Consider the following 21,161-nt stretch of genomic DNA (forward strand, 5'->3'; position numbering starts at 1 on the left):
TTAGTAAGTCTTTATAAACAACTCAAAGGATTGCCATGAAAACAGCCCATTACCTACTTACTTTTTCTTTCTTTATATGCACGACCCTCCTTGGAGCCGACAAACCGAACATTATTATTTTTCTCGTAGATGACATGGGAATGATGGATACCTCCGTACCTTTTATTACAGATAAGAATGGTAAGCCTCAGCTACAAGAACTCAATCAATATTTTCGTACCCCTGCCATGGAAAAACTTGCCTCGCAAGGCATTCGCTTCAATCAATTCTGTGCGCAGAGTGTCTGCTCACCAAGCCGTGCCTCCATTATTAGTGGTCAAAATGCTACACGTCACCAAACTACCACTTGGATCAACCCTTCTTCAAATAACCGAGGGGACTTTGGTCCTAAAGAATGGAATTGGACGGGTATAAAAGCAGGATCTCCCGTTCTACCCAAATTATTCAGTGACGCGGGTTACACTACCATTCATATTGGCAAAGCTCACTTTGGCAACAAACAAGCAGACGCATCAGACCCCACCAAGATTGGTTTCCAGTATAATGTCGGTGGAGATTGCTGGGGACGTCCAAAAAGCTATTATTCTAAAGATCATTACGGCAATCACCCCAAATACAAAACAGGTAAAAAGCCCGTCACTCATAATGTCCCTCATCTAGAAAAATATTACGATACTGGGACTTTCCTAACTGAAGCACTCACACTTGAGACGCTACCACTCATCAAAAAATCAGTCGAGGTAAACAAACCTTTTTTCCTACACATGTCTCACTATGCCTTGCATTCACCTTTTAATTCTGATCCACGCTTTGCAGATAACTATAAAAATAGTGGCAAGGGAAAAAGCGCACAAGCTTTTGCCACTCTTGTAGAAGGCATGGATAAATCACTTGCTGATGTCATGGCCACACTCAATCAACTAGGTATTGCCGAAGACACCCTCATCATTTTCCTTGGTGATAACGGTTCAGATGCTCCACTTGGTGGAACTCATACAACTATTTGTGCTGCCCCTTTAAAAGGTAAAAAAGGAACCCACTACGAAGGTGGCATGCGTATACCCTTTATTGCTGCCTGGGCAAAAGTAAATCCCGAAAATAAATTCCAAAAGGCTTTGCCTATTGCACAGAACGCCATTCAAACACAAATGGCGACCATTATGGATATCTATCCTACTGTTTTGGAAGCCTCTGGCATTGCGAGCCCCGCAAATCATACCGTCGATGGCCGCTCACTCAAAACTCTACTCAGTGGTAAAGAGGATAATACTCACCCAAAAACTTTTCTTATGCATTTCCCCCATAAGCACCGCAGTAGTTATTTCACTACTTACAGAACTCAAGATTGGAAAATTATTTATCACTACAATCCAAAGACTTCGAAGCCTGAAATTGAACTCTATCATTTAAAAGAAGATCCCTACGAAGAAAAAAATCTCGCTTCCACTAATCCGGAAAAACTCAATAGCCTGATCAATGCCATGAACTCACAACTCAAGCAAGAAGGCGCTCTGTTTCCCACAAATAAAAAAGGTGATGAGCTCACGCCCCTCATTCCAAATTTATAAGCTTAGCCTCAAATACACTTAGTCGGGGACTTAGTTCCCCGACTTTTTTTTTCACCCGCCCGCGATGGCAATCGCAACCCGCTGTTAAGCGATACAATCCCCTATCCGCTTTTCATCCGCCCGTGTGGCAACACCTCCCCGCCGGAGTGAGGCGAAATAATATTCCTCCTGTTTTATAGCAGTATGGGGACTCCGTCCCCTTCCCTGCAAGGTGTGCCCACCTTGAGAGGCGATGATTTTATTTTCATCCGCCCGTGTGGCAACACCTCCCCGCCGGAGTGAGGCGGAATAATCCCCCTTTATTTTATAGAATCTTAGGGACTCCGTCCCCTTCCCTGCAAGGTGTGCCCACCTTGAGAGGCGAGTGAAAAATATTAAACACCCTCTTTATTTTATAACAACCTTGGGACTCCGTCCCCTTCCCTGCAAGCTGTGCCCATTTTCAGAGGTGATAAAAAATAAGTGTTTTTTTTTGTCACTATCATTCATCTCACGCTGTTCTTATTGTTACTTAAGATAACTTGAAGATGGAAACACATTATGAACGGCAACAAAAAATTCACTCTCATCGAACTACTCGTGGTTATTGCTATTATTGGTATACTCGCGAGTCTTCTTCTTCCCGCACTCGGTAAAGCTCGTAAAAAAGCTCAATCATCTGTCTGTAAAAGCAATCTCAAGCAGATCACTCTCGCTAACTTGAGCTATGCTTTAGATAATGACAATTTTATGCCCCTAGATATGTCATCTGGCTATTCTAATGCTCAATGGACTGTCAACCTATCGAATAATGGCTATTTAGATTTTGACTATACAAATGATTCAGGCATCTATCGCTGTCCTTCTGCAGCTAGCCTTGACGCCGTATGGCAATCCAATTACGCGATGAATTTCCGCTTCTGTAAATTCACTGATATTAATAATGCCACCACTCCCAATAATACATGGGATGACCTCCTCCCTTTAGTTAGTGATCATCCTTCCGAAACAATGCTTTTTATTGATGGTTATAATAATTTCCGAATTCTCATAAGTACGGATATTACATCTATGAATCTCTATGGTCGGGGTAGTGAAAAAAGTATTGCTCGCCACAATAACCGCGCCAATATGTCATTTATCGATGGCCATATTGAAACCAAAATGGGCACCCACCTACTTTCCAATAATAGTGCCATAGATAAGTTCTGGCGCCCATAAGCGATCTATGAGTATCGTAACCCGCTGTTAAGCGATACAATCACTCACCGCTTTTATAGCAGTATTGGGACTCCGTCCCCTTCCCTGCAAGGTGTGCCCAACTTGAGTGGCGATAAAATATTTATTACCCCCCCCTTTTCATCCGCCCGTGTGGCAGCACCTCCCCGCCGGAGTGAGGCGAAATAATCTCCCTCTTTGTTTTATAGCAGCATTGGGACTCCGTCCCCTTCCCTGCAAGGTGTACCCACCTTGAGTGGCGATAAAATATTTATTAACTCCCCCCCCTTTTCATCCGCCCGTGTGGCAGCACCTCCCCGCCGGAGTGAGGCGAAATAATCTCCCTCCTGTTTTATAGCAGTATTGGGACTCCGTCCCCTTCCCTGCAAGGTGTGCCCACCTTGAGAGGCGATAAAATATTTATTAACCCCTCCCCTTTTTTCATCCGCCCGTGTGGCAACACTTTCGACAAAGAAGTAAGGCGGGCAACAAGAAGCAGCTAGCAGCTAAGCCACAAAGTAGTGCTATCGCTCCAATGAAGCCAAAGTCCTGCATGGGTGGAAAAGGAGAAAAGCAAAATAAGCCAAAGCAAGTGGCTAAAACCAAACTCGTACAGATCATCGGCTTTAATTTTGTCTGAAAGCAATTCGCCAAGGCTGAGTTAGGAGAATGCCCCTGCTCTAATGAATGACGATAATAAGATAAAAAGTGAATCGCATCATCCACCACAATACCCAAAATAATCGCCCCACTCATCACCGTCACTGAATTAAGGGTGATATCGCCTAAATACATCACTAATACTAAGCTACATAAAGCACTGAGTGCGGTCACAAAAGCATAGAATGCTAAGGCGAGATTTCTCCAAATGATTAATAACAAAATCAACATGCTGACTAGGCTTAGTCCCAAGCTATTCATCTGACTTTTTAGGATCTCTTGATCGGATTTCAGGATAGATTGCAAACCATTGGGCACCACCACTTCTAGCCCTGGGGGCAGATCCTTTTTTGCCAGCTCGACAAACTGCTCGGCAATCTCCAGGAATTCTACCGAGGTCACATCATCTGTTCGCAGAATAAACAAAGTCTCGGTCAAGTCTTCATTTTGCAGAAAATCTTTAAAGGGAAAAGCTTGGCTATTGATAATTAAATTGTAGGTAAACAAAGCATTCTCAGGAGGAAAAACATTGCCATGAGATAGACTATCGCCAAGAAAGAGTTGGTGAATTGTCGTGTAAAACTGCGAGTAGGTATAGGCATTATGCACTCCGGGAATTTCCATCGCTCGATTGCGTAAATCATGAAGGTATTTCACGTTCTCATATTTTTGAATCCCAGCTTTTTCTTTCGCAATTACCTTGAGCTGAAAGACATTTAAGCCTCCAAAATGGTCATTCACTAACTCCAAGGATTCACGGGTTTCACTTTTGGGGGTCAAAAATTCCCTTGCCCGCATATCCGTTTCAATCTTCGAATAAGAAAAGAAACTCGCCGTTATAAAAATCATTGCTAATATATAAATGGGATGACGCCATGAGCTAAGTTTTTGACTCAAGGGATGAGTCAAATTTTCTTTCCCATCCCAATCAGCTAGGCTTTGTTCATCTTCTGCAGACGATCTCGATAAAACATATAAAGGAAGGAAACTCAAACAAAATACAGTGAGTAAATACTGCAGCCCTAATTGTCCTAAAACTCTAAGTACATCCACTTCACTCCAGAGTAAACTTCCAAAGCCAATCAAAGAAGTTAAGAGTGCAATACAGGAGGGCTTAAAAACTCGTTTAAAGGCGTACTTCCAAGGGTTCTTTGATACTTTCTCTCCCTGCTGAAAAACAGCGAAATAGTGCACTAAAAAAGTTAATTGCAGTGATAGTACTAAGGGAATCAAAATACATGTATAGACATTTAGATCATAATTATTAAGAGCAAAAATCATTGGGCAAAGCAATAAGCCCCCCAGTTCAAGCACCACCATCCAGGCAAGTATTTTAAATGATTTAAAACTCAGTAAAATGATGATAATGATCAGCACTAAGCCCGCTAATAAAACTTGAGTCACAAAATCCTGTGTCAGACTTAAGAACTCCGCACTGAGTATGGGCTCACTCAGAAAGTGAATTTCGACACCTTCTTGCTCAAATCCCTCTACCGCATGCTTCACATCTTTCCATAAACTCACTTTATCTTCGATGCTTAAAGCCTCGTTTTTGAGACGTGCAAGCACCATTGTATACTGACCATCAGCCGAAATCATGAGATCTCGCGTCATCGGGTAATGAGTGATAAATTCTTTGAGTTCAGCCCATTGCTCAGGGCTTTTTTCCTTTAGATCAAGAAAAACTTCTAGGCGGATATTTTTACGGATATCAAAGCTATTGCCCCGCTTTACAGGACGAGCCGCATGGGTCAAACTACGGATATCTTCTAATTGTGGCAGGCTTTTTAGCTTTTCACTAATCGCATGGAGCTTGCGAACTCCGCTATCGGAAAAGAGTTCGTCAATTTTACATAAAGCCAAAACCACCGTGCGGTCTTTGAAGGCCTTATCCACTTTCTCATAAGTACCACGACTACGGTGATCAGTCCCCATAATTTCATTTACGGAACTATCGAGACTGAGTTTATTTGCAGAGAACCAAGCTCCTGCGAGCATCGCAAAAGCTAAAAAAATCCCTGCAATACGCAATTTCATTTAGAGCAGGCGAGTATTCCCATCAGCAAAGTCAACATACTTTTTCTTGTAGAGTGCACCTAAAGCTTTTTTAAATACTTTACGGCTCACACCAAACTCACCTTGGACAGTCTCTGCCGATGATTTAGAATCATAAGGCATCACACCATCAGATTCTTTAAGGTATTTGATGATGAACAACTCTAAATCATCTTGAACCGCTTCATGAAGAGGAAATAAGGTTACATCTAGCTTGCCATCATTACGGATTGCTTTCACAAAGACATTGAGGATATCGCCTTTTTCAGGGAGCTCAGTAAAGTCACTATCAAAGATCATGGCGTGATACTTATTATCGACAACCATGCGCCATCCCAGCTCATGCTGCTCATAAATAATACCTTTGAAAGGATTACCCACTTCTATATCGGAAACATCATTTTTTAATTGATTACGTACTTTACCAGTAGCGATTACACGCTGACTCACGTCATCATATTTCAGGTAAACAAAAGCTTTTTGACCCACTTGAAAGGGATAGGGTTGATGAGAAAAAGGAACAAATAAATCTTTCGGTAAACCCCAGTCTAAGAACGCACCAAAGTCATTGATATCTATAACATCTAGGAAAGCACATTCACCGACAATAGCCAAAGGCGTCTCTGTAGTTGCAATGATTCTATCTTCCGAGTCAGTATAAATGAAGACTTCAATATCGTCTCCCTCAGTTAAACCTTCTGGACAATAGCGCTTTGGAATTAAAACATCTTGTCCTGACTCCAAATTGCCCAAGTAAGCTCCAAAATCTACTAAACGCAACACTCTTAACGTATTATAACTACCAATATCAATCATATCTATTCACTTATTATTATATTTATACTCTACACTAATGCAGACGCTTACTTAGCAAAATCATTTACTCGCAATAAGCTCTAAAAAGTCCTTACCATAACGTGCGGCTCTATAATCACCCACGCCTTTAATTTTTCGAAAGCCATCTAAATCAACAGGTTTCCCATCTTCCAAAGCTTTTAGTGCGGCATTGCTCAAGACTAACCAAGGTTCGACATCATCGCGTTTTGCTAATTCATTTCGCAACTGACGCAGCTCTTCGTATAAATCCCCGCCCTCAATTTTTTGTTTTCTCTGAATCGCTTCTATCGCACGCGAAGGCTCGCGTTTGATTCTTTTCTTTTTACTAGGAACCATGAGTTCTAAAGCTTTGGGTCTTTCGATAAATTCGCTGCCCATAGTAGTGATCTTCAGAACGGGGTACTTATCCTTGGTGCGTTTCACCAAGCCCTTACCTTCTAAACTCTGAAGTAATTCACGAATATGAGATTGATCCATCATATCTAAACAGCCGTAGTGATCCGAATCTTTTAAACGGCTTCCCACTATCGAAGCATCGCGACTTCCGGTCACTAACATTGCTATTTTAGATAAGCCTAAATAACCACTAAAGTTCTCGACGGCTTCCATTAAGCGTAAAACTTGTTTTGTTTCGACTTCACTTAAACGACGGTATTCGCCTCCAGTTCCCGATGCGGGCTGACAACGATCGCAGGTACCACAACGCCAGCTTGAATCATCGGCACCAAAATACTTAATCAAATAATCTTGACGGCAATCACGGGTTTGAACATAGGAAATCATTTCGTCTAAGCGTTCGACTTCTGAATCACGTCTCTTTTTCAAACCTGAAAAATCTATATCTAGCGCGCCATCAGATAAAACTTCGAAACTTCTACCCGAAAAGGGCGGTTCCCAGAGAACTTGATCACCCTTCAAGGCATTCACAACTCGCTTCACTTGTTCGGGTTTCAAACCCGTTATAGAGCACATCTGATAATAGGAAATCTCGATCATCGCACCATTCATCATGGTATCGCCATGACGCTCTAAAAAGCGGTGAATAAAAATAGCACGCTGAGTCTTGGGAGTAGGAAAATCTGCGAGCAGCTGCTCGCGACTTTTGGCAAAACCCATTTTTCCCGTGTTTTCTTGGCGAAAGCCACGGCGAATATAATTTTTCTTCTCTAATTCTTTCATCACTCCAGAGAGCTGTTGCTCACCTTTCGCTTTGGGAATCATCTCGGCGAGTTCACCTAGAGTCATTTCAAAATAGTTCTCGCCAGTGCGCTTACACATATTCACTAAAGTCAGCCAGGTACTGCGAATCATAGCTTCATCAGGGTTATTGAGGTCAATCAAAAATTCATGGGTGTATCGATCTGCAAATGAAAAGAGTAAAACACAAGTTGATTGCTCTCCATCACGTCCTGCACGTCCCACTTCTTGGTAATAAGCTTCTATCGCACCTGGAAAATTATAGTGAATAACCTGACGAATATCCGCTCGATCAATTCCCATGCCAAAAGCATTTGTTGCCGCTAAAACTGGGTTTGAATCATAGAGAAAATAATCCTGAGCATCATTGCGATCGCGATCACTCATTCCGCCATGATAACCACGAATTGATAAGCCATCCATCACTTCTTCTACCGCTTTACGGGTGGAACAATAAATAATTGTCGGCTTGCGATCTTCGAGCAATTCGCGAATTTTTTCTAACTTCTTATCTTTCTTTGAACATTCCTCTACCATCAAACTCAAATTGGGGCGGGCAAAACCCGTCACTACCACATCCATTTCTGGGCGTCGTAACTGGGTTTTTATATCATCTCTAACTCGTGGCGTCGCGGTAGCGGTAAAAGCACAAATTTGCTTAATACCCAGTTTCTGAGCCATCTCACCCAAACGGGTATAATCAGGACGGAAGTCATGGCCCCATTGGGATATACAGTGAGCTTCATCGACCACTAAACTAACGGGGGATAATCTTTCAGTAAATCGCGAAAGGCTTGTGAACGCATGCGTTCAGGTGCAACATAAAGTAATTTAATCATCCCTTGCTGAGTTTGCATGAGGATATTATTTTGAATAGTTTGGCTTTGGGTACTATTGATAAACTCAGCTGAAATGCCCTTATTCTTCAAGGCATCTACTTGGTCTTTCATCAGCGCAATCAGCGGAGAAATAACCACTGTGTAACCCTGTCTGACTAAAGCCGGAAGTTGGTAACAGAGAGATTTCCCTGCTCCCGTAGGCATGACAACACAGAGGTCCTCACCCTTATAAACTCTCTCTATAACTTGATCCTGTCCTTCTAGAAAGGTATCAAAGGAGAAGAACTTCTTGAGTCCTTCACGCAATTCATTCATAAACTAGAAACGGTTGCTCGAAGACTTTTTGAAGTCTTTGAGATTTATTTTGAGCTTATTAAACTTATAATTGAGTACCCGTGGAGTCGTATTGAGCGCTCGAGCTGCTGCCGCTGCATTGCCGCGATGACGCTTCAAGGCTTCAACCAAAAGTTCTCTTTCGTAGGTTTCGAGCGATGCCTGTAAATCGGTAACCGTATTATTATCGGGGTCATCTTCATTGAGGCCCGCCGCTTGTAGCGATGGAGGTAAGTTATAGCCGTGAATTACATCATCATCAGTACTGAGAACAGCTCTTTCGATACAGTTCTTCAGTTCCAAAACATTGCCTGGCCAGTGATAAGCCATCACCATATTAATTGCAGGAGTTGAAATACGTACAACTTTTTTACCATAGGAACGATTAAATTCATCTAAGAAATAATCGGCGAGTAAAGTGATGTCTGATTTACGGTCACGCAAAGGTGGGACTACCAGTGTATTCACACTCAAACGATAGTAAAAGCTTTCTGAAATTTCTTCTGTTTCGATGGCTATATCTACGTCTTTATAAGTCCCTACAACAAGGCGAACATTAGATTTTAATAATTCTGTACCACCAACACGTTTGAAAGTTTGATTCTGTAAATAATCTTCGAGTTGCTGCTGAATTTCCATTGAGGTATCAGTTAACTCATCAATATAGAGTGTTCCACCATGAGCTTTCTCTAACATACCTGCTTTGATTAGGCGGCCATCGCGTTCCACTCCAAAGAGTTCTTTTTCAACCATATTAATAGGCAGACCACTGCAATTCAATGATAGGAATGTACTCATTTTGCGAATACCGCTAAAGTGAATCGCACGTGCGGTCAATTCTTTGCCCACACCACTTTCACCCATGATCAAGATCGATCCGTGGTTATTGCCCATGAGGTTGATATTTTCAAAAACTTTTTGCATAACACGGGAATTCCCCACCATGTTACTAGGGTTGTAGCGATTGCCCAATTCTTTCTGTAGACGACTATTTTCAGCTTTAAGAGTGTTTTTCTCTTCTATACCTTCGCGAATTTGAAAAACTGCATCAGCAAGCAAATTGGCAATAATTTCTAAAAGTTGTTTTTTGCCTTCCCAATCAATAGTCGCAGTCGCTTCTAAATCAACTGAAATAGTACCAATCAATTCATCATTTCGCATAACGGGAACACAAACAAAACCAATATCGTGGCGTTTACGCGCACGGGTTCTATCTAAAAAGCTTTCTTCTTCAGCAATATTGGGGATTACAATCGCTTGACGATTGAGACCTACTAAACCTGTCACACCTTCGCCCAGAGAATAACGCCCACGGCCTTTTTCCTGTGCGCTCAAGCCTTTAGAAGCTTCAATAATCAGAGCATTTTCGTTGACGTGAAACAAAGTCAAAGTCGCTCTCTCTGTCCTCATCTCGGTCTCTAAAATATCCAAAACTTCATTGAGTAGTGTGTTAACATTCTTATGTCTCAATAAAGACTGAGAGATCTTATAAATAATCAAAAGATCATTCGAAAACTTAGAACTTGCCATTTTTGGCCCCCATACTGTGAAAATATTACAAAAATCGTATAAAACTTTTCTAAAATATACATTCATCGTACTTTTGCTAGTCCTAGCTTAAGGGGAAAAACGGAAAAAAATGTAATTTTTGAGTTTTTCTTGAAAAACCTCGAAAAATCCTGTTTTTTAGTCTTGCAGGAAATAATTTGTGAATTATCATAAGGCACTTCAAAACCCCTGGTGGGGTTCCCGAGCGGTCAAAGGGAGCAGACTGTAAATCTGCCGGCTACGCCTTCGAAGGTTCGAATCCTTCCCCCACCACTTCAAAGCCTTGACTTTTAGTCAAGGCTTTTTTTGTGCCAGAATTTATTCTTTTTCTAAACCAAAAGCTTGATTAACTAATGAATTAATTTCTTTTTTGCGCTGATCATCAAAATCACCGCTCTCATAAGTATTTTTAACCAGTGCAATAATTGCCTGCCCACATTCAGATTGCGGATCTGGCAAAGGAAACTTCTTCACATACTGACTAATAAATCGACGACGTCCCGAATAGAGTTTATTATTGAATTTTGCATCGTAGTACTTTTCTATAAAAGGCGAGTTGGCTACTGCCAGAGCTAAATAAATTAAATCCAAATTTTCCAAACCCTGGCTCGACAACCAGTAACAATCGCCATTGACCACTGCACCACTCGTATCTAACCAAAATAAGGGCTTCACTGAAATATCACGAAAAACAATTTTAGGATACTTCCACTTGCCTGGGTCATGAGCGACCCAAAGCTCATACCAACGACGAGTTTTAGATTCTTGTAGGTACTTTCGCGCCTTCAGTACTTCGCTATGTTTTTCTAAAAATGCTTTTGTCTTCGGATAAGTCTCTAATTCAATCACACGCTTTTGTCCCTCACGTATCTCATGTGTATAGAGCACCAAGGCACTTGCGTCTCGCTTAGGTCTATACTGTGCCGCTTCATAATGCGTAATCAGAGGCTTCAGCATCTCAGGCCTTTCATCTTTGGGCATCCCCAACCAATCTTGTTTTATAAAAACCTTATCAGCTGTCGATTTGATGCCCACGGATATTTTATTTATATCCGCAAAGCGACAAAACGTAAAACGATCGACTTGTGCGAGCCATTGCTCGCCCTGCGCTGTCTTCTGTGTCCAAATATCATTGACTTTCTCTCCAAAAAGTAGCTCTCCTTGGGTAATCCTGTATTGCCGCTCTCCAACACTGACACATTGATCCTCATGAAGATAATCAAATAGATCTCCCACTACCGCTTCTTTGGGGCTAATACTTGTGTCTGTATAAATTGACGTTAAAGGGCATGCCTTTTTTTGCTTACCCACACTGCCAACAAAAACCAAAGGCAATACCGCCGCTTCAAATAATCGACTATCGCCAAAATCCCACATGTGATCTAAGCATATCTTCGTCTTTATGTATTCTCGTATTGCCCAACTTCCCTTGGTACTCATTAAGCGATTGCTCACAACAAAGGCACTCTTGCCACCTTTTTTAAGGCTCATTTCTCCTGCAACAATGAAGGCATGCGCTAAATCAAGACTTCCAGAAAGCTTGAATTCTTTCGCAATTCTCTGGGAAACATCGGCCCCCATCGCTTGGGGACGTACATAAGGTGGGTTGCTAATAATTAAATCATGCTTAATAATGCGTTCTTTATTTAGTAAATCCTCTAGAAAGTCTTTCTGATAAAAAACAAAACTCACCATGGGGTAGCAATTCTCTAAGCTTCGTCGACAATGTTTTATCGCTTCGGCATCGGTATCGTAGAGTCGTACTCTTATATTTTCGTAGCCATTCTCTAATAAGACATCCAACAATGATTTAATTAATTGCCCGTCTCCAACAGCTGGGTCAAGAATGGTCACTAAAGAATTTTTATCCTTTCCTTTCCAATACTTAAATACTTGCTCAGCCATAAATCGGGCTAATTGAGGCGGGGTATAATGCGCGCCAGTAGCTTTCCTTTCGGTAAGGCCCTTATGACCCTGGGGTATTGACGAACTAGGCATGGCAATCTTCTTCTTTTTTACATAATAAAAGCGAATGTAATAGATCCCTGTGATCTTACAAGATTTTAACTTAAGTCTCTGTAAAGAGAACTCCACTCACTAAAACCATGCTCATATTCTTGTATTTTTAAGAAAAATTAAACTTTTTTCCAATTTCGCATCCAATTTCCATCCGAGCTAACGCATATAGTGCTAAACCAATATAAATATTCAGGAGCCCTATGAACAAATCGCACTTTTTATTAGCCGCTGCAAGCGCATTTATTTCTCCCCTTATTTCTGCGGAAAACGCAAAACCCAATGTCATCCTCATCATGGCCGATGACCTTGGTTGGGCCGACACTGGTTTTAATGGTAGTAAAGTCGTCAAAACTCCTCATCTCGATCAAATGGCTGCGGAAGGTTTACAATTCAATCGTTTCTATTCAGCTTCTAGCGTCTGTTCCCCTACTCGCGCGAGCGTCCTAACTGGCCGTAACCCTTATCGAACAGGTGTCCCTACTGCCAATCAAGGCTTTCTTCGTCCTGAAGAAATCACTCTACCCGAGATCTTACGTGAACAGGGCTACGCTACTGGTCATTTCGGCAAATGGCATTTAGGAACCCTCACTCATACTGAAAAAGATGCCAATCGCGGCAAGCCAGGAAACACTAAAGAGTTTAACCCCCCTAAACTTCATGGCTATGACAATGCTTTTGTTACCGAATCAAAAGTCCCCACTTATGACCCCATGCTCAAACCCGCGAAATTCGCCAAGGGAGAAAGCTCAAAACTCGGCTGGGAATACCTAAAAGAAGGGCAAGAGAGCCAAGCTTACGGAACTTTCTATTGGGATATAGAAGGCAATAAAGTCAGCGATAACCTCAGTGGCGACGATAGCCGCGTCATTATGGATCGCGTCCTTCCTTTTATTGATCAATCTCTAGAAGACAACAAGCCCTTCATCTCCGTTATTTGGTTTCACACTCCTCACCTCCCTTGCGTCGCTGGTCCAAAGCATCAGGAAATGTACAAAGAACACCCTATTCATTTGCGTAATTATGCTGGTTGTATTACTGCCATGGATGAACAAATTGGCCGCCTCAGAAAACATTTAGCTGCTAAAGGAGCTGACCAAAATACGATGATCTGGTTTTGTTCTGATAATGGCCCAGAGAGTCAAGAGCGTCCTGATAATGGCAGTGCTGGCCACTTCCGTGGCCGTAAACGCGACCTCTATGAAGGCGGTGTTCGTGTTCCTTCCGTCATGGTTTGGCCTGCTAAAATAAGCCAGGCAAAAGAAGTCAACCTGCCCTGTATTACTTCTGATTACCTACCAACCGTTCTCGATGCACTCAAAATCTCTCACCCTGAACCTTCTTATGCACTTGACGGCCGCTCACTGATGCCCATTATCGAAGGTGATTTAGAGCAGCGTAATTCTCAAATTGGCCTCATGTATAGCAATCGCATTGCTTGGCATAAAGAAGATTTTAAGCTCATTTCTTATAACAGTGGCCAAAAATATGAACTCTATAACCTGGTTTTAGACCCTTCTGAAAAGTCTGATATCGCTTCACAAAACCCTGAATTGGTCGAAGAACTCAAAAAAGACATGCTCGTATGGCATGCATCAGTAAAAAATAGCTTTGACGGTACTGAATATGGCACAAAGTCTCTTGAACGCTTAGGCAAGCAATGGAGCTCTCCACTAAACACTCAGCCCAAATCTAAGAAAACAAAAAGTAAAAAGAAGAAATCTAAAAAGGAGAAAAAATGATCTGGCGCAATCTCCTTATATGCCTCTTCATTGGCATCTCTCTCCAAGCGCGCGAAGCCGCGGATAAACCGAATATTATTTTCGTCCTGCTCGATGACCTCGGTAAAGAATGGATCAATTGCTACGGCGGCGAAGATATCGAAACCCCACGTATTGATCAGCTCGCTGCGCAGGGAACTAAATTTGATAACGCTTACTCAATGCCTCAGTGCACACCCAGTCGTGTCGCATTTATGACGGGTCAATACCCTTACCGCAGTGGCTGGGTCAATCATTGGGATGCTCCTCGTTGGGGTGCTGGTTACTATGATTGGAATAATAACCCTTCCATTGCCCGTACCATGAAGTCGGCAGGCTATACCACTGCCGTCGCGGGAAAATGGCAACTCAATGATTTTCGCATCCATCCCGACGCCATGGTCAAACATGGTTTTGATGATTACTGCATGTGGACGGGTTGTGAAGGCTCTACCGATAAAAAGCATGAGAAAATTAGTACTCAGCGCTACTGGAATCCCTATATTCACACGAAAGAAGGTAGCAAGACTTACGAAGGTCAATTTGGCCCAGATATATATAATCAATTCGTGCTCGATTTTATCACAGACAATAAAGACAAGCCCTTTTTCGTCTATTATCCATTAGCTCTACCTCATGGACCACACGTCCACACTCCCCTAGAACCAAATGTTAGCGATAAACTCGACAAACACAAAGCCATGGTTCACTACATCGACCTTCTCACTGGTAAACTTATCGATCACCTCGATAAGCTAAACCTTCGTGAAAACACCATCATTGTCTGGACTTGTGATAATGGTACTGGCGGCATGAGCAACATGATGGATGGTCGCTTAGTTAGAGGTGGAAAAACTAAAACCACTGAAAATGGCGTTAACACTCCCTTTATTGTCAGTTGGCTCGGTCAAGTTCCCGAAGGAAAAACGAGCAAGGCTCTCGTAGATTTCACCGATATGCATCAGACTTTTGCGGACTTCGCAGCTGTACAACTTGACTCTCAATACACTTATGATGGTCACTCAGCCAAAAATGCTTTTTTAGGAACAGGAAAAAGCTCACGGCAATGGGTAATGGCCATGGGTTCTCATGGTGCACGTATGACTGAAAACGGAGTCGAAAATGTTTATTACTTTCGTGATCGCGTCGTCCGTGATGAACGCTACAAACTTTTTATCGCTATTGATCGCAAACCAGAAAAACTCATTGATCTTGAAAAAGATCCCGCAGAACTCAATAACCTCATTGCCAACCCTGAGTATAAAGCTATCCTCGATCGCCTCAGCGCTGTGATTAAAACTTTTCCAAAAACCGATGCGGATCCTAGTTACACAAAACTCGCAATAAACCCTTGGGATAAAAAAGCTGCTTTCCCATCAAAAATTCATAAGCAAGGTCATCCCGATCAGCCTGAGCAATACAAAGTCAAAGTAAAGAAAAAAACTAAATCCAAAAAGGAGAAAAAATGAATAAATTCTTAGCACTAATCTGTAGCTCACTGATGATGATCGGTATCGCTGCAGAGAATGAAAAACCTAACTTCCTCTTCATTTTTGCCGATGATATGAGCCTCGACACCATCGGTGCCATGGGTCGTTATAATTGCCAAACTCCTAATCTCGATAAACTCATGGCTTCGGGTGCTAGCTTTAATCACACCTATAACATGGGTGCTTGGGGTGGAGCCGTCTGTGCCGCGAGTCGTGCCATGCTCAATTCTGGCCTCTTTGTTAACAAAGCTCAAAAAGGTATTAATCAAGTTCCCCACTGGTCAGAAATTATGAAAAAAAATGGTTATGCCACTTATATGACCGGTAAATGGCACGTCCCTGGAACTCCTCGTTTTGATGTTGTAAAAGATCCTCGCCCGGGCATGCCTAAGGGATCTGGCTACAATCGTCCCAAAGATATGGATGATTACCTCAACGGCTGGAAACCTTGGGACAAAACTCAAGGTGGTTTTTGGCAAGGTGGCATTCACTGGTCCGAAGTCGTGGCTAATAATGGTATCGAATTCATTGAACAAGCCACAAAAGAGGATAAGCCCTTTTTTATGTATATTGCCTTCAATGCGACTCATGACCCACGTCAAGTGGCAAAAGAGTATATCGACATGTATCCACTCGATTCAATCGAAGTACCGAAAAGCTTTTTAAGCAACTATCCCTATGACGAAGAAATGGGTTGTAACCCGGTTGGTTTACGCGACGAACGCCTTATGCCTTCTCCTCGTACTGAATTTGCCGTGAAAGTTCACCGCCAAGAATACTTTGCTATTGCCACTCACATGGACGAGCAAATTGGTCGTATTTTTGATGCACTCGAAAAAAGTGGCAAAGCCGATAATACCTATATCATCTTCACTGCCGATCACGGACTCTCAGTCGGTCACCACGGTCTCGTTGGCAAGCAAAGTATGTATAATCATAGTATGAAAGTTCCTTTCTTCATCTCTGGCCCTAGTATTAAGCCTGAGCAACAATTCGACATGCCCATCTATCTTCAAGATGCTATGGCAACTACCCTAGATCTTGCGAAAATCGCAAAACCCGAGTACGTCCAGTTTAACTCAGTGATGCCTCTTATCGAAGGGACTAAAAAAGTTCAGTACTCACCTATCTATGGTAAATACACCCATACTCAACGCATGATCCAAGACGGTGATTTTAAATTAATCGTCTATCCAGGCATCAAAGTGAGCCGCCTTTACAACATCAGTAAAGACGACCTAGAAATGAACGACCTCGCCAAAAACCCTGAGTACGCAGCTAAAATTGCAGAACTCACCACTAAACTAAAAAAGCTCATGAAAGATATGGATGACGACATGGATCTCGATAATCCAAAAAAGTCTCAATCATCTAAAAAGAAAAAATCTAAAAAGAAAAAGACCGATCACTAAACCTCTAGCGATTTTAAAATAACCAGTGAGCTTTCATAGTTCACTGATTTAGTATCTAGAATCTTCTAAAGCCCCGATATCCATCGGGGCTTTTTTACTCTCTGGGTCCGCCAAGCACCTGCTTGGCATTCTTCCCGTCGCATAGTTCCCTACTCCTTCACCGCCACGATTATTTAATCGGTTTTTTTTATTCTTTGGGATCGCGGGCGGCCCACCCATTAACGGCCTCCCTAATGAGTGGGAACTTAAGGGTATTTATACCTGCGGTTAACTTTTTTAGTAGGGCCCCGAGGGCTCCTCGGCCACCGGAGGTATTTATACTGGGGCTCCGCCCCAAACCTCGCTTAAGCTTCTGTCGTACGGACCAATGATTTTTACCCGCCTGTGTGACAACACCCCTTAAGAATCCCTACACTCGGAGCTTCGCTCCAGCGCCTTACCGTCATACCTTCGGCATGAATATCATTTTTTAACAATACCCACCGGATAAATCCGCTGGCTACCATACTACATACCTTCGGCATATGCTTAAGTTCCCACCCATTAACGGACTCCCCACCATGTCATCTGCCGGTCGATGGCTGGCAAGCCTCGCAGCGATGGGGACAGCGTCCCTACTCTACATACATGAAATCAGGGTCCGCCAAGCACCCGCTTGGCATTCTTCTCGTCCCATCGTGCCCTACTCCTTCACCTCCCAGATTATTTAATCGGTTTTTTTTATTCTCTGGGATCGCGGGCGGCCCGCCCGCAACGGCCTTCCCACCATGTCATCTGCCGGTCGATGGCTGGCAAGCCTCGCAGGGATGGGGACAGCGTCCCTAAACTACCGACTCATTAAAAATTTATAATTCACCATTTATAATTAATCCCTTTATCTACCTGTTGAATTCCCCCTCAAGTCACCTATAGTAATTATGTCTTGGGGGCGCCCGGTTTCGACTGTTAGGGTGACTCTTGAGTTGCATGTCGAGGTTGGCCGGTTGGCCTCGTTAAAAGCCGTCCAAAAACATAAATGCTAACGATACAGATTACGCATTAGCGGCATAAGATAAGCCCGCTGCCTTTCCCACTCGACGCCTAATAGAGTGACGATAAGGCCCAAACTTATTAGGCTGGCTTCGAACCTGAGCTTCAGGGGGGAGAAGTGAGAAACTTCTGCAGCTTGCCGCTTTATTAGCCCGTTTCCTGGCAGATAAAGAGGTCAAGAAATAAGAGGAAACTAAACATGTAGATGCTCCTGTAGTGCTTTACTCAGGACGGGGGTTCGATTCCCCCCGCCTCCATTACGAGCCATAAGTTGTTAACCATTAACAACTTATGGCTCTTTTGTTTTTCGAGTATCACATCAGTTATCACATAGGACATCATACGATAAATTAAACTTACCCAGATCTCTGTAATATTGAATTTAGGTAGTGCCTCATCTCTTCTGTGAATTTGCCAAATCATTTTCAGTAATTAGCAATATTATTGCTAATTAAGTAAAAGAGTGGTGTTGACCCAAACAACACAAAAGGAGTTAAATACACCAGTCTACACAAGAGAACCATAGCGTATTATTAATAAATGGTGCAACTGAGAAGTGAGAAATGCATCTATGAAGATCGAGAGAAATAACTCTCTGAATGCTGATCCTTAATAAACGAAGTGAGCGTCTTTTCTTAAGTCCTGTTCCTCATTCCCCTTCATTTTTTTGCTTTTGAGCATGCCTTGTTTTATATTCTCTGTACTTTGGAAAGGAGAAAAATCATGGCTCATAATCGAGTTAAAGAAAGTTGTTCGGATCAAGCTGTTTATTATTTGGTGACAAATCGTATTGCTGGTGGTCGCATGTTATTCAGGGATCTGGAGAAGCAGAAACTCAAAGAGCTCTTAAACGATGGAGTGGCAAAGCTCAGTTATCAGCTAATTGATTATGTTTTTATGGATAATCATTTTCATTTGTTGATTAAGATTCCTCCTACTTTGCAGATGGATGACGTCGCGCTTTTACAGCGTTATCGAGTTCATAAGCAGAATGAAGAAATTAATTTTATAAGCAAAGAACAAAGGAATGATTTCAGGGAGAAAATCCATGATATTTCATTCATTATTGGTAATTTTGAACAGAGGTTTGTTCAGTGGTTTAATAAGGAGCACAGCTCCTGGGGTCGCTTATTCGGTCAAAGGTTTGACTCGGAAATGATTGAAGTTTCAGCTCAATCAGATTCTTTGCTTCGAGTAATGGCTTACATCAGTCTTAATCCAGTTCGTGCTGGAATTGTTTCTGATCCTAAAGACTTTCATTTCTGTGGATATTCTGATCGTTTGGCAGGTGGCTCGGTAGGAAAATCAGATCATGAGTTCTTTGATGTGTTTTGTCGTGGAATTGAAGCTAATGACATCAGAGATAAGCAAAAGCATTTTAGAGAGGTTTTCAGAGCTTATATGCTCGGCTTACGTCGTTACAAGAATGCTGATTCTCAGACTCTGGCCGAATTCTTCAGGGAAGTGAATTTATCTGAGGAATTAGCCTGGGATGATCTCTTTATTCACAAGTGCAGATTCTTTACAAAGTGCCTAGTCATTGGCTCAGAAGCTTTTGTTCGGGAGAAGTTGACTAAGTTCTCCGCTAAGATGAATTGGAAGAGAATTCACGAGCCCTACACTGAGGATGAATGGAATGATATTTATTCTCTCAAGCCTCGACGACGGCGGAGAGCCTCCGCTGGCTAGATGGATGTAGATCCGCAAGTTTCACAAATACATAATTTGAACTCAAGATGATTTAAACCCGTCTTGAGTTCTTAGTTTTTATTTTAGCCGCTTTTGTACTCAATCGACTAAGAATTTGATTAGTTTTCTTGTTTCTCTAGCAGCTAAAAGAAAAAGTAGTTTTTTACATTCATTTTGACCCTCTAAAAACTAAAAAAGAGACTCGATTTGAGACTCTTTTGAATCAGCTCTTCACAAAGGGCTGTCCCTTAATTTCCTTCAAAGATCTTGTTTATTCACCAACGCTTTCGTGGTGAATATATTTTTATACTCAAACAGCTATCAAGTCGAGGTCTGAGATTAAGTGTATAGAACGCCACATTTACTGACATCAGACATTATTGAATCATACCAATATATCTAAGTAGATTATTCCCCAAAACACTAACGTTATTATAATAAGATTTGGGCTTACCAGTAACCTGATCGTACTCTGGCATTCCTAACTTTCTATCAAATTTAATCTTTTCATCAATGAGTCTTAATCTTTTTAAATGATCTTTATAAGATTCTTGTAAAGCACCTTTTCGTCTAGTTTCCTCATCTGACCCTATTGATACTACTACAATTTTGAAGACATCAGCATGTTTCTCTCTAAATTCGCTATCTCCACCTCGTGTAGTATCATAAAAATAACGAAGCCATAAGACTTCCATATCATTCAATTCATTTAAGAGTTTTAATAAGTACTTCGTTTCTAAAAATTCTATCCGCTCTTCTGACAGTCCATTCTCAAGTAATGTAGCGATATACTTTCTTCTATCTTGTGAGATACCTCGTGATGCCGAGATAAAGCACTCCTCTATCAAATCGACACATTCTTCATCTTTAATAAGTTCATTAAGATATGACTGCTCGAAACGACTTAAACGTTCATCTAGTTCTTTGACGAACTTACCAATTCGGTCTATTCTTTGATTAGGAATAACCGCTCCTACAACCTCGGATAAGAAGGGGCCAGCAAAAGGAACAATCCCAACAGTAGATTTTAGAACAGATGCCTTAAGATCTTGCTTATTAGCCTCTATATCTTTATTCTTTTTTCCCATATTATATCAATATCCCATTCATTTCCATTTACTCACTCCCCCCTTACCAACTCGCCTACAATCCACACAAACAATACCAATTGTACTGACATTAATAATGATTACCTGCCTATTTGTGTTCAAATTGGCAAACTATGAACATAACTTCCTCCCATTGAACTTCGCCTTGGTGAGTACGGAGCTACAAGGAAGGATCTGTTGGTAATAGGTGATTAATTCAAGTGATCTAGTCTGTGAGAGTTTAGGTGTATAGAACGTTGAGTTGAGGCTACGACTCCGTTGATTTAGCATATTTTTTACACTGTTCTAAAAGGTCATCAGGATCTATCCCTGTAAATTCGACAAATATACCTGACTTACTTGTTGCTGATGCATTAAAAACTCCCATAGAAGTCTCTTTTACTTTAAACTCCCAATTAGGAAAACCTTCAATTTTCATATAT

The 21,161-nt window shown here is 41.8% G+C and carries 14 protein-coding genes, 1 tRNA gene and 1 other RNA gene; 8 read left to right on the forward strand and 8 right to left on the reverse strand.

What is annotated here, in order from left to right; translation table 11 throughout:
- The first annotated feature begins 35 nt into the window (after positions 1 to 35).
- Together PQO03_RS17645 and PQO03_RS17650 are read left to right on the forward strand one after the other, a co-directional pair.
- Positions 36 to 1,568, forward strand: coding sequence for a sulfatase (locus PQO03_RS17645; protein ID WP_274152169.1), 1,533 nt, complete (start codon positions 36 to 38; stop codon positions 1,566 to 1,568).
- Positions 1,569 to 2,108: 540 nt separating this feature from the next.
- Positions 2,109 to 2,768, forward strand: a complete 660-nt coding sequence (locus PQO03_RS17650) for a prepilin-type N-terminal cleavage/methylation domain-containing protein (RefSeq protein ID WP_274152171.1) — start codon at positions 2,109 to 2,111, stop codon at positions 2,766 to 2,768.
- A 438-nt stretch (positions 2,769 to 3,206) separates the two neighbouring features.
- On the opposite strand, the gene PQO03_RS17655 is transcribed toward PQO03_RS17650, so the two are convergent.
- The 5 genes from PQO03_RS17655 to PQO03_RS17675 are packed head-to-tail and all read right to left on the reverse strand — an operon-like array spanning position 3,207 to position 10,216.
- Entirely contained in the window at positions 3,207 to 5,462 is a 2,256-nt protein-coding gene (locus PQO03_RS17655; protein WP_274152173.1) for an efflux RND transporter permease subunit, read from the reverse strand.
- Positions 5,463 to 6,296 (reverse strand): CvfB family protein, encoded by an 834-nt coding sequence (locus PQO03_RS17660; protein ID WP_274152175.1) that lies wholly within the window; start codon positions 6,294 to 6,296, stop codon positions 5,463 to 5,465.
- 60 nt (positions 6,297 to 6,356) lie between these two features.
- The gene (locus tag PQO03_RS17665) at positions 6,357 to 8,267 is read right to left on the reverse strand and encodes a RecQ family ATP-dependent DNA helicase (RefSeq protein ID WP_274152177.1); all 1,911 of its coding nucleotides are present in this window, start codon (positions 8,265 to 8,267) and stop codon (positions 6,357 to 6,359) included.
- The gene (locus tag PQO03_RS17670) at positions 8,267 to 8,668 is read right to left on the reverse strand and encodes a DEAD/DEAH box helicase (protein WP_274152178.1); all 402 of its coding nucleotides are present in this window, start codon (positions 8,666 to 8,668) and stop codon (positions 8,267 to 8,269) included. The genes PQO03_RS17665 and PQO03_RS17670 overlap by 1 nt, the downstream gene beginning before the upstream one ends.
- Positions 8,669 to 8,671: 3 nt before the next feature.
- Complete coding sequence (locus tag PQO03_RS17675; protein ID WP_274152179.1) at positions 8,672 to 10,216, reverse strand: sigma 54-interacting transcriptional regulator; 1,545 nt, start codon at positions 10,214 to 10,216, stop codon at positions 8,672 to 8,674.
- Positions 10,217 to 10,425: 209 nt separating this feature from the next.
- Here PQO03_RS17675 and PQO03_RS17680 point away from each other — a divergent pair.
- A tRNA-Tyr gene (locus tag PQO03_RS17680) sits at positions 10,426 to 10,507 on the forward strand.
- A gap of 45 nt (positions 10,508 to 10,552) precedes the next feature.
- Here PQO03_RS17680 and PQO03_RS17685 read toward each other — a convergent pair.
- Positions 10,553 to 12,232 carry an Eco57I restriction-modification methylase domain-containing protein gene (locus tag PQO03_RS17685; protein ID WP_274152180.1) on the reverse strand — a complete coding sequence of 560 codons (1,680 nt, stop codon included), beginning with the start codon at positions 12,230 to 12,232 and terminating at the stop codon, positions 10,553 to 10,555.
- Positions 12,233 to 12,453: 221 nt separating this feature from the next.
- Between PQO03_RS17685 and PQO03_RS17690 the strand changes: the two genes are divergently transcribed.
- From PQO03_RS17690 to PQO03_RS17710, 5 genes are all read left to right on the forward strand, one after another.
- Complete coding sequence (locus PQO03_RS17690) at positions 12,454 to 13,992, forward strand: sulfatase family protein (RefSeq protein WP_274152181.1); 1,539 nt, start codon at positions 12,454 to 12,456, stop codon at positions 13,990 to 13,992.
- Positions 13,989 to 15,479 carry a sulfatase-like hydrolase/transferase gene (locus PQO03_RS17695; protein WP_274152183.1) on the forward strand — a complete coding sequence of 497 codons (1,491 nt, stop codon included), beginning with the start codon at positions 13,989 to 13,991 and terminating at the stop codon, positions 15,477 to 15,479. Before PQO03_RS17690 ends, PQO03_RS17695 begins: the two co-directional genes overlap by 4 nt.
- Entirely contained in the window at positions 15,476 to 16,912 is a 1,437-nt protein-coding gene (locus tag PQO03_RS17700; protein ID WP_274152185.1) for a sulfatase family protein, read from the forward strand. The genes PQO03_RS17695 and PQO03_RS17700 overlap by 4 nt, the downstream gene beginning before the upstream one ends.
- A gap of 924 nt (positions 16,913 to 17,836) precedes the next feature.
- Positions 17,837 to 18,201: a transfer-messenger RNA gene (gene ssrA / locus PQO03_RS17705) on the forward strand.
- Positions 18,202 to 18,664: 463 nt separating this feature from the next.
- Positions 18,665 to 19,630, forward strand: coding sequence for a transposase (locus PQO03_RS17710; RefSeq protein WP_274152187.1), 966 nt, complete (start codon positions 18,665 to 18,667; stop codon positions 19,628 to 19,630).
- A 377-nt stretch (positions 19,631 to 20,007) separates the two neighbouring features.
- On the opposite strand, the gene PQO03_RS17715 is transcribed toward PQO03_RS17710, so the two are convergent.
- Positions 20,008 to 20,718: a hypothetical protein gene (locus tag PQO03_RS17715; RefSeq protein WP_274152188.1), complete on the reverse strand. Its 711-nt coding sequence runs from the start codon at positions 20,716 to 20,718 to the stop codon at positions 20,008 to 20,010.
- A 268-nt stretch (positions 20,719 to 20,986) separates the two neighbouring features.
- A complete protein-coding gene (locus tag PQO03_RS17720; RefSeq protein WP_274152189.1) occupies positions 20,987 to 21,157 on the reverse strand; it encodes a hypothetical protein in 171 nt (56 codons plus the stop codon).
- Positions 21,158 to 21,161: the final 4 nt, after the last annotated feature.

It is taken from the genome of Lentisphaera profundi (assembly GCF_028728065.1).
Lineage (GTDB): Bacteria > Verrucomicrobiota > Lentisphaeria > Lentisphaerales > Lentisphaeraceae > Lentisphaera > Lentisphaera profundi.

Coding starts and splice junctions, on each gene's coding strand:
- PQO03_RS17645 (WP_274152169.1), top strand. CDS start 36: ATGAAAACAGCCCATTACCTACTTACTTTTTCTTTCTTTATATGCACG.
- PQO03_RS17650 (WP_274152171.1), top strand. CDS start 2,109: ATGAACGGCAACAAAAAATTCACTCTCATCGAACTACTCGTGGTTATT.
- PQO03_RS17655 (WP_274152173.1), bottom strand. CDS start 5,462: ATGAAATTGCGTATTGCAGGGATTTTTTTAGCTTTTGCGATGCTCGCA.
- PQO03_RS17660 (WP_274152175.1), bottom strand. CDS start 6,296: ATGATTGATATTGGTAGTTATAATACGTTAAGAGTGTTGCGTTTAGTA.
- PQO03_RS17670 (WP_274152178.1), bottom strand. CDS start 8,668: ATGAATGAATTGCGTGAAGGACTCAAGAAGTTCTTCTCCTTTGATACC.
- PQO03_RS17675 (WP_274152179.1), bottom strand. CDS start 10,216: ATGGCAAGTTCTAAGTTTTCGAATGATCTTTTGATTATTTATAAGATC.
- PQO03_RS17685 (WP_274152180.1), bottom strand. CDS start 12,232: ATGCCTAGTTCGTCAATACCCCAGGGTCATAAGGGCCTTACCGAAAGG.
- PQO03_RS17690 (WP_274152181.1), top strand. CDS start 12,454: ATGAACAAATCGCACTTTTTATTAGCCGCTGCAAGCGCATTTATTTCT.
- PQO03_RS17695 (WP_274152183.1), top strand. CDS start 13,989: ATGATCTGGCGCAATCTCCTTATATGCCTCTTCATTGGCATCTCTCTC.
- PQO03_RS17700 (WP_274152185.1), top strand. CDS start 15,476: ATGAATAAATTCTTAGCACTAATCTGTAGCTCACTGATGATGATCGGT.
- PQO03_RS17710 (WP_274152187.1), top strand. CDS start 18,665: ATGGCTCATAATCGAGTTAAAGAAAGTTGTTCGGATCAAGCTGTTTAT.
- PQO03_RS17715 (WP_274152188.1), bottom strand. CDS start 20,718: ATGGGAAAAAAGAATAAAGATATAGAGGCTAATAAGCAAGATCTTAAG.
- PQO03_RS17720 (WP_274152189.1), bottom strand. CDS start 21,157: ATGAAAATTGAAGGTTTTCCTAATTGGGAGTTTAAAGTAAAAGAGACT.